10 protein-coding genes are annotated in these 12,392 nt (G+C 62.9%); 8 read left to right on the top strand and 2 right to left on the bottom strand.

Going from position 1 to position 12,392, the window contains the following annotated elements:
• Positions 1–67 precede the first annotated feature (67 nt).
• A complete protein-coding gene (locus ACB039_RS06215) occupies positions 68–1,231 on the bottom strand; it encodes an FAD-dependent monooxygenase (protein WP_005329831.1) in 1,164 nt (387 codons plus the stop codon).
• 225 nt (positions 1,232–1,456) lie between these two features.
• On the opposite strand from ACB039_RS06215, the gene miaB reads away from it, so the two are divergent.
• The 5 genes from miaB (at position 1,457) to lnt (ending at position 7,168) form a co-directional block, all read left to right on the top strand.
• Positions 1,457–2,890: a tRNA (N6-isopentenyl adenosine(37)-C2)-methylthiotransferase MiaB gene (gene miaB, locus ACB039_RS06210; protein WP_005329830.1), complete on the top strand. Its 1,434-nt coding sequence runs from the start codon at positions 1,457–1,459 to the stop codon at positions 2,888–2,890.
• A 49-nt stretch (positions 2,891–2,939) separates the two neighbouring features.
• On the top strand, positions 2,940–3,995 hold the full coding sequence (locus ACB039_RS06205; protein ID WP_005329829.1) for a PhoH family protein: 1,056 nt from the start codon (positions 2,940–2,942) through the stop codon (positions 3,993–3,995).
• Positions 3,992–4,459 (top strand): rRNA maturation RNase YbeY, encoded by a 468-nt coding sequence (gene ybeY, locus ACB039_RS06200; RefSeq protein ID WP_371165306.1) that lies wholly within the window; start codon positions 3,992–3,994, stop codon positions 4,457–4,459. The genes ACB039_RS06205 and ybeY overlap by 4 nt, the downstream gene beginning before the upstream one ends.
• A 99-nt stretch (positions 4,460–4,558) precedes the next feature.
• Positions 4,559–5,440: a CNNM family magnesium/cobalt transport protein CorC gene (gene corC, locus ACB039_RS06195; RefSeq protein ID WP_005329827.1), complete on the top strand. Its 882-nt coding sequence runs from the start codon at positions 4,559–4,561 to the stop codon at positions 5,438–5,440.
• Between the two features lie 198 nt (positions 5,441–5,638).
• On the top strand, positions 5,639–7,168 hold the full coding sequence (gene lnt / locus ACB039_RS06190; RefSeq protein ID WP_371165305.1) for an apolipoprotein N-acyltransferase: 1,530 nt from the start codon (positions 5,639–5,641) through the stop codon (positions 7,166–7,168).
• Positions 7,169–7,396: 228 nt separating this feature from the next.
• Here lnt and ACB039_RS06185 read toward each other — a convergent pair whose 3' ends face one another.
• Positions 7,397–7,879 carry a hypothetical protein gene (locus tag ACB039_RS06185; protein ID WP_042649638.1) on the bottom strand — a complete coding sequence of 161 codons (483 nt, stop codon included), beginning with the start codon at positions 7,877–7,879 and terminating at the stop codon, positions 7,397–7,399.
• A gap of 235 nt (positions 7,880–8,114) precedes the next feature.
• On the opposite strand from ACB039_RS06185, the gene leuS reads away from it, so the two are divergent.
• The 3 genes from leuS (at position 8,115) to holA (ending at position 12,345) form a co-directional block, all read left to right on the top strand.
• A complete protein-coding gene (gene leuS / locus ACB039_RS06180) occupies positions 8,115–10,691 on the top strand; it encodes a leucine--tRNA ligase (protein ID WP_371165304.1) in 2,577 nt (858 codons plus the stop codon).
• 109 nt (positions 10,692–10,800) lie between these two features.
• Entirely contained in the window at positions 10,801–11,283 is a 483-nt protein-coding gene (gene lptE / locus ACB039_RS06175) for an LPS assembly lipoprotein LptE (protein WP_041205225.1), read from the top strand.
• 27 nt (positions 11,284–11,310) lie between these two features.
• Positions 11,311–12,345: a DNA polymerase III subunit delta gene (gene holA, locus ACB039_RS06170; RefSeq protein WP_041205226.1), complete on the top strand. Its 1,035-nt coding sequence runs from the start codon at positions 11,311–11,313 to the stop codon at positions 12,343–12,345.
• The last annotated feature ends 47 nt before the right edge of the window (positions 12,346–12,392 follow it).

The following is a 12,392-nucleotide window of genomic DNA, read 5'->3' as shown; positions in this document are numbered from 1 at the left end:
CGTGCCGGCCTGATGCGTCGACGAGCAGACATCAGATACCGTCATCGCTTTCCGGTCAGGGGAGCTTTTATACCAGCCCCAGGGCGTAGCGCAGCGCCATCTCCTTGAGCGGCCCCGCCTTGTCCGCCAGGGTCAGGGCCAGATTGCGGGTCAGACGCAGCGGCCCTATGTCGTTGCTGAACACTCCGTAGAAGAGATCCATCCCCGACTGCATCAGCAGGTTGTCGGGGCGCCGACGGCGCTCGTAGCGGCTAGCCAGGGTGATGTCGTGCCAGTCAGCCCCCGCCTTGCCCAGCAGCTCGGTCCAGCAGGCCACATCCTTGAAGCCGAGGTTGACCCCCTGCCCCGCCAGCGGGTTGATGGTGTGGGCGGCGTCGCCGAGCAGCACCACCCGTCCGGCGTGGTAGTGGTTGGCGTGGCGGCGCACCAGGGGGAAGCTGCCCTTGCCAGTCACCTGGAAGCCGCCGAGCCTAGCCGGGAAATGGCGGTGCACCTCCGCGGCCAGGGCCTCGTTGTTCATGGCGGCCAGGGCCCGGATGCGGGCCGGGCTGTCATACCACACCAGGGAGCCGTGCCGGCCGGGCAGCGGCAGGAAGGCGCGCGGGCCCTGCGGGGTGAACTGCTGCCAGGTGATGTCTTCCTGCTCGAACTCGGTGTCGATATTGATCAGCATGCAGTGCTGGCGGTACTCGAAGCGTGACACCCCGATCCCGGCGAGACGGCGGGTGAGCGACTCGGCGCCGTCGCAGGCCAGCACCCAGCGCGCCTGCAACTCGGTACCGTCATCGAGCAGCAGGCTGGCGTGCTCGGCACCTTGCTGCAGCCGCGCCACAGCCGCCGGGGTGTGGGTCTGGATGTTGGGGAAATCCTCCATGCGCTTGAGCAGGGCGAGCTGCACCAGTCGGTTCTCTATGATGTAGCCGAGCTGGGGCAGCCCCAGATCCGCCGCGTCGAAGCGGGTGGCAAAGCCGTCCAGCTCCCAGGTCTCCAGCCGGCGGTAGGGGCACAGCCGCATCTGCTGCAGGTGCGACCAGGCACCGGCCTTGTCCAGCAGTGCCACCGAGGCCTGGCTGATGGCGGAGACCCGCAGATCCAGCGGTTGATCCGGGGCGTAATGCTCCGGCAACCGGGTCTCGATGACCCGCACGTTGAGACCCTCTGCCGCCAGCAGGCAGGCGGTGGCGGCGCCCACCATGCCTGCGCCGACGATGGCGATATCACACTGTTCCATAACTTGATTCCTGCAAGGGGTCGCCCCGAACAAGGAGAGAGGGGCGAACCGAATGGGGCATGATAACGCAAGGAGACCGGATAAACAGTGCGTCAGGCGGGCAATTGCCACGACGGGCCAGGCCATATGGCGGCGGCGCGGCCCCAGACTGGTCAGCACCGGGATTGCGGAGTAAAATGGCCGGTCCTTTGACCCTGCCGATCTTAAACACAGTCAAGAGTAGCAATGAGCAAGAAACTTCATATCAAGACCTGGGGCTGCCAGATGAACGAGTACGACTCGTCCAAGATGGCCGACCTGTTGGACGCCAGCAATGGCTACACGCTGACCGAAGAGCCCGAGGAGGCAGACGTCCTGCTGCTCAACACCTGCTCCATTCGTGAAAAGGCCCAGGAGAAGGTGTTCCACCAGCTCGGTCGCTGGAAGAAGCTCAAGCTGAAGAAACCGGAACTGGTGATCGGGGTGGGTGGCTGTGTCGCCTCCCAGGAAGGGGAAGCCCTGCGCAGCCGGGCGCCCTATGTGGACATCGTCTTCGGACCCCAGACCCTGCACCGCCTGCCCGCCATGATCAAGCAGGTCCAGGAGGGGCGCGGCGCCCAGGTGGACATCGCCTTCCCGGAGATCGAGAAGTTCGACAACCTGCCGGAGCCCCGCGCCGAGGGGGTCACTGCCTTCGTCTCCATCATGGAAGGCTGCTCCAAATACTGCTCCTTCTGCGTGGTGCCCTACACCCGTGGCGAGGAGGTGAGCCGACCGCTCGACGATGTGCTCTACGAAATCGCCCAGCTCGCCCAGCAGGGTGTGCGCGAGGTGAACCTGCTCGGCCAGAACGTCAACGCCTACCGCGGCCCGACCTTCGATGGCAATGACTGCACCTTCGCCGAGCTGCTGCGCCTGGTGGCCGCCATCGACGGCATCGACCGCATCCGCTACACCACCAGCCATCCCATCGAATTTACCGACGACATCATCGAGGTCTACAAGGACACGCCGGAAGTGGTCAGCTTCCTGCACCTACCGGTGCAGAGCGGCTCTGATCGCATCCTGACCATGATGAAGCGCCCCCATACCGTGCTGGAGTACAAGTCCAAGATCCGCCGCCTGCGCGCCGTCCGTCCCGACATCACCATGAGCTCGGACTTCATCGTCGGCTTCCCGAACGAGACGGACGAGGACTTCGAGGCCACCATGAAGCTTATCGAAGAGATCAACTACGACATGAGCTTCAGCTTCATCTACAGCCCCCGCCCCGGCACCCCGGCCGCAGACCTGCCGGACGACGTCGACATGGAGGTGAAGAAGGCCCGCCTGACCCGGCTGCAGAATCAGATCAATCACCAGTCCATGCTCATCGGCCGCGCCATGCTTGGCTCGGTACAGCGCATCCTGGTGGAGGGCCCCTCCAAGATGGATCCCATGCAGCTCAGTGGCCGCACCGAGAATAACCGGGTGGTCAACTTCGAGGGGCCGCACCGTCTCATCGGCGGCTTCGCCGATGTTGAGATCACCGACGTGCGCCCCTACTCCCTGCGTGGCCGCTTCATCCGCGGCGAGGATGAGATGAATCTGCGCATCGCCACCGCGCCGAGCGAAATCCTGGCTCGCCGCCCGGACAACGTCCCCGATGATCTCGGGGTGGCGGCCTTCAGACCCCATTAATTTCCTCCCCCCTCCCGAGGGCGGGGGGAACAACCGATACGAGGACACCTTGAGCCGACACATCTCGACCCTGAACCTGCACCTGGAACCCGCCGACAACCTGCGTCTCGCCAGCCTGTGCGGCCCCTTTGACGACAACCTCAAGCAGCTGGAGCGCCGTCTCGGCATCGAGATCAGCTACCGTGACAACCACTTTCAGGTGCTCGGCAAGCAGGCACAGATAGATGCGGCGGCCGTCATCCTCAAGCACCTCTATGTGGAGACCCAGCCGCTCAGGGGCGGCAAGGTGAATGACATCACCCCCGAGATGGTGCACCTGACGGTGCAGGAATCCCGGGTGTTGGAGCAGGACGACGAGGCGCCGAGCCAGCCCTATGGCAAGGAGGTGACGGTCAAGACCAAGCGCGGCCTCATCAAGCCGAGGAGCCCGAACCAGGCCCAGTACATCGCCAACATAGTGCGCCACGACATCAGCTTCGGCATTGGCCCGGCCGGTACCGGCAAGACCTATCTCGCCGTAGCCGCCGCCGTGGATGCACTGGAGCGCCAGGAGATCCGCCGTATCCTGCTGACCCGCCCGGCGGTGGAAGCCGGTGAGAAACTCGGCTTCCTGCCCGGGGATCTCTCCCAGAAGGTGGATCCCTACCTGCGCCCCCTCTATGACGCCCTGTTCGAGATGCTGGGCTTCGAGCGCGTCGAGAAGCTGATGGAGCGCAACATCATCGAGGTGGCACCGCTCGCCTATATGCGCGGCCGCACCCTCAATGACGCCTTCATCATCCTGGACGAGGCCCAGAACACCACCACGGAGCAGATGAAGATGTTCCTGACCCGTATCGGCTTCAACTCCAAGGCGGTGGTCACCGGCGACATCACCCAGGTGGATCTGCCGCGCAGCACCAAATCCGGCCTGCGCCACGCGCTGGAAGTGCTGCAGGGGGTCGATGGCCTGTCGTTCAACTTCTTCGAATCCAAGGACGTGGTGCGCCACCCCGTCGTCGCCCGCATAGTGCAGGCCTACGAGGCGTTCGATGCCCAGCAGGCGGCCGACAAGAGCGCCCCCAACACCCGCAACGAGAACACCAGCAAAGAGAGTGCCCAATGAGCGTGACCCTGGATCTGCAGCTGGCCTGTGCCAGCACCGACGGCCTGCCGACCGAAGCCCAGCTGCAAGGCTGGCTCGATGGCACCATCCTGGGTTTCCAGGACGAGGCCGAGGTGACGGTGCGGCTGGTGGACGAGGCGGAGAGCCGCGAGCTCAACCACACCTATCGTGGCAAGGACAAGCCCACCAACGTGCTCTCCTTCCCGTTCGAGGCTCCCCCCGGCATGGAACTGCCCCTGCTCGGGGATCTGGTGATCTGTCGTCAGGTGGTCGAGGCCGAGGCCATCGAACAGGGCAAGCCCCTCATGGCCCACTGGGCTCACATGGTTGTGCACGGCAGTCTGCATCTGCTAGGTTATGACCATATCGAGGACGAGGAGGCCGAGGAGATGGAGCAGCTCGAGCGCGACATCATGCAGGAACTCGGCTTTGCGGATCCCTACCTCGACGACGTAGAAGAGTGACAGGCCGGTAAAGAGGTCACCGTCTTGAAACAGACAGCCGCCATCCTTATATCGGCAAGACAACATCCCGAATGTTCACACGAGTAACCAAGAGAGAAAATGACCGACGATCACCCTAGTACCGGCTCGCCGAAGAAAACCTGGCTCGACAAGCTCAGCCAACTCTTCCAGGGCGAGCCAAAAGACCGCAATGATCTGGTAGAAGTCATCGCCGATGCGGAAGAACGTGACCTCATCGATCAGGACACCAAGGACATGATCGAAGGCGTGCTCGAAATTGCCGAGCTGCGCGTGCGTGACATCATGATCCCCCGCTCCCAGATGGTGACCATCGAGAAGTCCCAGCCTGTGGACGACTTCCTGCCCGTCATCATCGAATCCGGCCACTCCCGCTTCCCGGTGATCAACGAAGACAAGGATCATGTGGAGGGCATCTTGCTCGCCAAGGATCTGCTGCCATTCGGCTTTGGCGGCCATCACGCCAGCGAGCCGCTGCAGCTCGAGAAGATCCTGCGCCCCACTGTGATCGTGCCGGAGAGCAAGCGGGTCGATCGCCTGCTCAAGGAGTTCCGCGAAGAGCGCTACCACATGGCCATCGTGGTAGACGAGTTCGGCGGCGTCTCGGGTCTGGTGACCATAGAAGACATACTGGAACTGATCGTTGGCGAGATTGACGACGAGTTTGACGACATCGAGGATGAGCCGGAAGAGATCCGCCGCATCAGCAAGCGGGTCTTCTCCGTCAGCGCACTCACCGAGATCGAGGATTTCAACGACTTCTTCGGCACCCAGTTCAGCGATGAAGAGGTGGATACGGTAGGCGGCCTGGTGATGCACGCCTTCAGCCACCTGCCCAAGAAGGGCGAGGAGATAGAGCTGGACGGCTACCTGTTCAAGGTGATGCATGCGGACCGTCGTCGCCTGCAGCAGCTGCAGGTGAAGATCCCGGAGAATCACGCGGCGGCCCAGCCGGAGTCCTGATCCCGCCCTCCCCGCACAGTCAATCAACGCCCCTGCTTTCAGGGGCGTTTGTCATTCTGCCGCCCCTGCGCCTTCCCATTCCCCTGCTGCGCCCCCCTTCGACATCCGGCTGGCCGGGAGGCTCGCCGTTGGCGCGGTTTGCGGTTAAGATGTCGGCCATTCCACATTCATTCAGCCCAATTCGAGCCCCGATCCCCCGTGAAATCGAAACTTCTGACAAGCCTGTTCGCCCTGGCCTCTGGCGCCATCGCCGTGCTGGCCTTCTCCCCTTTCGGCTACTGGCCTCTGGTGATCCTCTCCCTGCTCGGCCTCTATGCCCTGCTGGACAAGGCCAACCCCAGGCAGGCGGCATGGCGCGGCTTCGGCTATGCCATGGGACTGTTCTTGCCGGGACAATGGTGGATCCATGTCAGCATGACGGAGTTTGGCGGCATCCCGCTGCCCGCTGCCTTCGTGCTGCTGGCCGGCCTCTGCGCCTATCTGTCGCTCTATCCGACCCTGGCCTGCTGGGTCTTCGCCCGCTTCTTTGGCGGTCGCCACTGGAGCCGCTGGCTGCTCGCCTTCCCGGCGCTCTGGCTGATGGCCGATTGGCTGCGGGGTGCCGTCATGACCGGCTATCCCTGGCTCTGGTTTGGCTACACCCAGATTGACGGCCCCCTCAAGGGCTTCGCCCCCATCCTCGGGGTACAGGGCATCACGCTCGCCCTGCTGCTCACCACCTCCGCCCTCTGGCTCACCTGGCAAAGCCGCAAACCGGCCTGGCTGCTGCTGCCGGTCGTGCTGGTCGGCGCCGCCCAGGGGCTGATGCAGCTCAACTGGGTGACCCGGGGCGAACCGGTCAAGGTGGCCCTGGTGCAGGGCAATATCGCCCAGTCCCTCAAATGGGATCCGGAGGCCCTGATCCCCACGGTACGCACCTATCAGGATCTCAGCCGCGAGAATCAGGACGCCGACATCATCATCTGGCCGGAATCGGCGATCCCGGCCATCGAGAAGGAGATGGGCACCTATCTGGAGAGCCTGGACAAGGCGATGAAGGTGAATGACACCGGCCTGCTGGCGGGGATCATTCATTACGATCTGAAGCAGCAGCGCTTCTTCAATACAGTGCTCGGCATGGGGGTGCAGGATTTGGACGGCAAGGAGTCCTATCACTATGAGCACAAGAACCGTTACTACAAGTACCACCTGCTGCCCATCGGCGAGTTCGTGCCCTTTGAAGATCTGCTGCGTCCCATCGCCCCCTTCTTCAACCTGCCCATGTCCTCCTTCAGTCGGGGTAACGAAGTGCAGCCGAACCTGATCGCCAAGGGGCTCAAGTTCGCCGCCGCCATCTGCTACGAGATCATCTTCCCGGACGAGGTGCGCCGCAACGTGCAGCCGGACACCGACTTCCTGCTGACCGTCTCCAACGACGCCTGGTTCGGCACCAGCATCGGCCCCTGGCAGCACATGGAGATCGCCCGGATGCGCGCCCTCGAGCTGGCTCGCCCGCTGCTGCGCGACACCAACACCGGCATCACCATAGTCACCGAGATAGACGGCAGCATCATCGCCCAGATCCCGCAGTTCGAGGCAGGAGTGCTGCGCGCAGAAGTGCGTCCCGCCCACGGCCAGACCCCCTACCTGCGCTTTGGTAGCTGGCCCATGTATGCGCTGGCCGCCCTGCTGCTCGGCCTGGCGCTGGTGCTGCGCCCCCGCGCCCACCCCTGGGCGCGCAAGGGCTGACCCAGTCGTACAACCCGATAAATCAGAGAGGCGCCCAAGGGCGCCTCTCTTCTGTTCAGTCTGATACCCGCTCAGAACCTGTTCACGCTCTGTCACGAGAGGTCGTCAGCAAGGTAAAGAGCAGCGCAGGAACCGGAGCGTATAAACATACGTGAGCCCTCGGTTTCACATAAGCGAGCAGCACATGAGCCTTGATCACGGCCTCGCAGCAAGAGCGTGGGCAGATTCTCAGGGCGAGAGCGGCTCACGGTGATACTCATCGGCCCCGCACTCCGGACAGGTACCGAGCTGCTGCGGGTGCAGCACAGTCTGGCGCCACTCGCAGTGATCGCACACCAGCACCCCCAGCCCCACCCAGTCGCCCGCCCGATAGACCCCCTTGTGTTCCAGCTCGTCCGCCAGCTCACTCCACTCCACCTGGGCACGGTCGGTCACGTCCGCCAGCCAGGACCAGACGGTGTCCTTTAACGCCAGCATGAAGGCGGACTCGGGCACCTCGGCGCGGCTCTCGTCATAGTTGCCGAGATCCCGCTTCACATATTCTGCGATCAGCGCCAGCTCGTCCTGGGTCAGATCGCCGGCCGCCTCCAGATAGGCCTGTACCTTGGCGATCATCCGGTTGAGGCGTTCTCCCTGAAACTCCTCGGTCTCCTCCCACTGCTTCTTGAGCTGGGCGATGAAGGCTTCATACCCTTGTCGACGTTTGTCCATGGCCATTACTCCTCTGCTGAACCCTGATCGTGCCCGGCCTGAGCCAGAGACTGAGCCGTGCTGGCGGTGGTTGCCGCCCTCTGTCACCCTTGCTGCTCCGCGAAACCTCGATGCTGCCCGGGTCGGGCCAGAGACTGGGCGGATGCTGGCGGTTGTTGCCGCCGCAGGATATGGGTATTCTATCGGGATTTCCCAGCCGTTTTATCTATTCATTTCACAGATCCGGATGTCACCAATGCAAGAGCAATACGTTCCCCAATCCATAGAACCAGCAGTGCAAAAGCACTGGGATGCCAAGAAAACCTTCAAGGCCGTGGAGAAAGTAGACAAGGAAAAGTTCTACTGCCTCTCCATGTTCCCTTATCCGTCTGGTCGTCTACACATGGGGCACGTGCGTAACTACACCATAGGTGATGTGATCTCCCGTTATCAACGGCTCAACGGCAAGAATGTGCTGCAACCGATCGGCTGGGACGCCTTCGGTCTGCCGGCGGAAAACGCCGCCATCAAGAACGCCACTGCGCCGGCACCCTGGACCTACGAAAACATCGAATACATGAAGAACCAGCTGAAGATGCTGGGTCTGGGCTATGACTGGGACAGAGAGCTTGCCACCTGCAAGCCGGACTACTATCGCTGGGAGCAGTGGTTCTTCACCAAGCTCTACGAGAAGGGTCTGGTCTACAAGAAGACCTCCTCCGTCAACTGGTGTCCGAACGACATGACGGTGCTGGCCAACGAGCAGGTGATCGACAACTGCTGCTGGCGCTGCGACACCCCGGTGGAGCAGAAAGAGATCCCCCAGTGGTTCATCAAGATCACCGACTACGCCGAAGAGCTGCTGAACGACATCGACAACCTCGAAGGCTGGCCGGAGATGGTCAAGACCATGCAGCGCAACTGGATTGGTCGCTCCGAAGGGGTCAACATCAGCTTCGCTATCGAGGGTCAGGACGAGCAGCTGGAGGTCTACACCACCCGCCCGGACACCTTCATGGGCGTGACCTATGTGGGCATAGCCGCCGGTCACCCGCTGGCCGCCCAGGCTGCCGCGACTAATCCCGAGCTGGCCGCCTTCATCGAGGAGTGCAAGCACACCAAGGTCGCCGAGGCTGACATGGCGACCATGGAGAAGAAGGGCATGGCCACCGGCCTCTATGCCATTCACCCGCTGGATGGCCGCAAGGTGCCGGTCTGGGTCGCCAACTTCGTGCTGATGAACTACGGTACCGGCGCCGTGATGGCGGTACCGGGCCACGACCAGCGCGACTTCGAATTCGCCACCAAATATGGCCTCGACATCAAGGCGGTGATCAAGCCGGCCGATGGCGAGGTGGACGTGAGCACGGCCGCCTACACCGAGAAGGGCGTACTGTTCAACTCCGGCGAGTTCGACGGTCTCGACTTCCAGGGCGCGTTTGATGCCATCGCCAGCAAGCTGGAAGCCCTCGGCCACGGCAAGCGCACCGTCAATTTCCGTCTGCGTGACTGGGGCGTTTCCCGTCAACGTTACTGGGGTGCTCCCATCCCGATGCTGACCCTGGCTGATGGCACTGTGGTGCCGACGCCGGAAGATCAACTGCCGGTGCTGTTGCCGGAAGATGTGGTGATGGATGGCATCCAGAGCCCGATCAAGGCCGACGCCGAGTGGGCCAAGACCACCTACAACGGTCAGGAAGCGTTCCGCGAGACCGATACCTTCGACACCTTTATGGAGTCATCCTGGTACTACGCCCGCTACTGCTCCCCGGACTACGACAAGGGCATGCTGGACCCGGCTGCTGCCAACCACTGGCTGCCGGTGGATCAGTACATCGGCGGTATCGAGCACGCCTGTATGCACCTGCTCTACGCCCGCTTCTTCCACAAGCTGCTGCGTGACGCTGGCCTGGTCAACAGCGACGAGCCGTTCAAGCGCCTGCTCTGCCAGGGCATGGTGCTGGCAGACGCCTTCTACTACAAGGACGAGAAAGGCGGCAACGTCTGGGTCAGCCCGACCGAGGTCAAGGTAGAGCGCGACGACAAGGGCCGCATCACCAAGGCCGTCGATCTTGAGGGCCGCGAGGTGATCCACTCCGGCATGACCAAGATGTCCAAGTCCAAGAACAACGGCATCGATCCGCAGCTGATGGTAGAGCGTTACGGCGCCGATACCGTCCGCCTGTTCATGATGTTCGCCTCCCCGGCCGACATGACCCTGGAGTGGTCCGACTCCGGCGTAGAGGGCGCCCAGCGCTTCCTGCGTCGCCTGTGGCGCACCACCTTCGAGCATGTCTCCGGCGGCGCCGTTGCCGCGCTGGATCTGGCTGCCCTCACCAACGAGCAGAAAGCGGTACGCCGTGAACTGCACAAAACCATCGCCAAGGTGAGCGATGACGTGGGTCGCCGTCAGACCTTCAACACCGCCATCGCCGCCATCATGGAGCTGATGAACAACCTGGCCAAGCTGGGCTCTGACGAGCAGGACCGCGCCCTGATGCAGGAAGCGCTGGAAGCCGTCGTCGTCATGCTCTACCCCATCACCCCGCACATCGGTTTCGAGCTGTGGAAGATGCTGGGCAAGGAAGGGGACATAGACGTGACCGGCTGGCCGGTGGCCGATGAAGCCGCCATGGTCGAGACCGAGAAGCTGGTGGTGGTGCAGATCAACGGCAAGATGCGCGGCAAGCTGACCGTCCCGGCCGAGATAAGCCAGGCCGACGTCGAGAAGCTGGCCATGGCCGATGCCTCGGTGCAGAAGTTCACCGAAGGCCTGACAGTGCGCAAGGTCGTCTATGTACCGGGCAAGCTGCTCAACATAGTCGCAAACTGAGGATGACCGCCCCCGTTCCCTCCCCATGGGAAGGAGCGGGGGGTCTGAACGGACGTATGACGGCGGGCAAGCGCCCGCCGTTCTTCACTTGATGCAAAGAGGAATTCACATGGGCATGTCCCTCACTCGCTGGATTGCCATCATGCTGACGGGCCTGCTGCTGCAGGCCTGCGGTTTTCAGATGCGGGGAACCGCCATCCCCCCCGAGCTGATGACCATGAAGGTGGTCGGTGACAACAAGAGCGACTTTTATCGGCTGGTGACCACCCGCCTCAAGGCCTCCGGGGTGACCCTGGCAGACAAGGAGGGCATTCCGGTACTGACCCTGTCCGGGGTACGCAGCAGCAGCCAGGTCGCCTCCGTTGACTCCATCGGCCAGGACCGCGAGTACCTGCTGGGTTACAGCACCCAGTTCACCGTCTCCATGCCGGGCAAGCCGACCCAGGTCTTCCCCATCACCTTCAACCGCAGCTTCCTGAACAAGCCGGATGCGGCGCTGGCCTCCTCCCGCGAGCAGGAGCAGCTTGGCAAGGAGATGCAGGAGCAGGCCGCGAACCTGGTGATCCGCCAGCTGAGCCAGGTCAAGTTCTGATGCGCGTATCTTGATGAGAGTGTGTTGATGAGAGTCTATCCCGAGCAGTTCGCAGATCATCTCAAGGCAGGGCTCAAGCCCTGCTATCTCGTTTTTGGTGACGAGCCGCTGCTCAAGCTCGAGGCCATCGACGCCGTGCGTCAGGTGGCCCGCAAGCAAGGTTTCGATGAACGCCACAGCTTCGTGGTGGAAGCCGGGCTGGACTGGAACCAGGTCTATGACGCCTGCCAGGCCATGAGTCTCTTCTCGGCCCGCCAGATCATCGAGCTGGAGCTGCCCGCCAAGGTCGACAAGGATCTGGCCGCCCGCATCACAGAGATCGGCAAGCAGCTTCATCCCGACCTGCTGCTGGTGCTCTCGGGGGGGCGTCTCAACCAGACCCAGATGAAGGCAGCCTGGTTCGACAAGCTGAGCCAGAGCGGTACCTATGTGCCGGTCAATCACCCCGAGCCCCGTTTCTTCCCGCGCTGGATGAGCGCGAGATTTCAACGCTTCGGCCTCAAGGCGTTGCCGGATGCAGTCAACTTCATGTGTCACGCCTTTGAGGGCAACCTGCTGGCCGCGAGCCAGGAGATAGAGAAGCTGACCCTGCTCGGCCCGCCCCAGCCCATCAGCGTCGCCTATCTGCAAGAGACCATCATACGCCACGCCCACTTCACCCCGTTCCAGCTGGTCGATACCCTGCTGGAGGGCAAGGTGAACCGGGCTCAGCGTATCCTGCTGGCGCTGCGAGCCGAAGGCACCGAGCCCGGCATGCTGGCCTGGACCCTGTGCCGGGAGCTGGAGCAGCTCACCGAGCTGGCCCTGGCCGCCCGCGCCGGTCAGCCGCTGGTGGAACACTTCAGCCGGTTGCGCATCTGGCAGAGCCGCCAGCAACTCATTCAGCAGGCCCTGACCCGGCTACCCGTTGGCAAGATACAGCAGCTGTGGCAGCTGATGGCCCGGCTCGATGACGCCCAGCGCCGGTTCGACACCGAGCAGGCCTGGCTGATGTTGCAGACCATAGCCCTGGGTTTTCGCGATGGCGCGCCGCTGCCTCTGCTGGAGGTGGAACCATGCTGAGCGCCCCGGTTGAACGCAAGGCTGGCCCTTTGGCTCCCCTCCATGAT

The sequence above is a fragment of the Aeromonas sp. S2(2024) genome (genome assembly GCF_041402505.1).
GTDB classification, from domain to species: Bacteria; Pseudomonadota; Gammaproteobacteria; order Enterobacterales; family Aeromonadaceae; genus Aeromonas; species Aeromonas media.
This window is presented reverse-complemented; position numbering and strand designations above follow the sequence as displayed.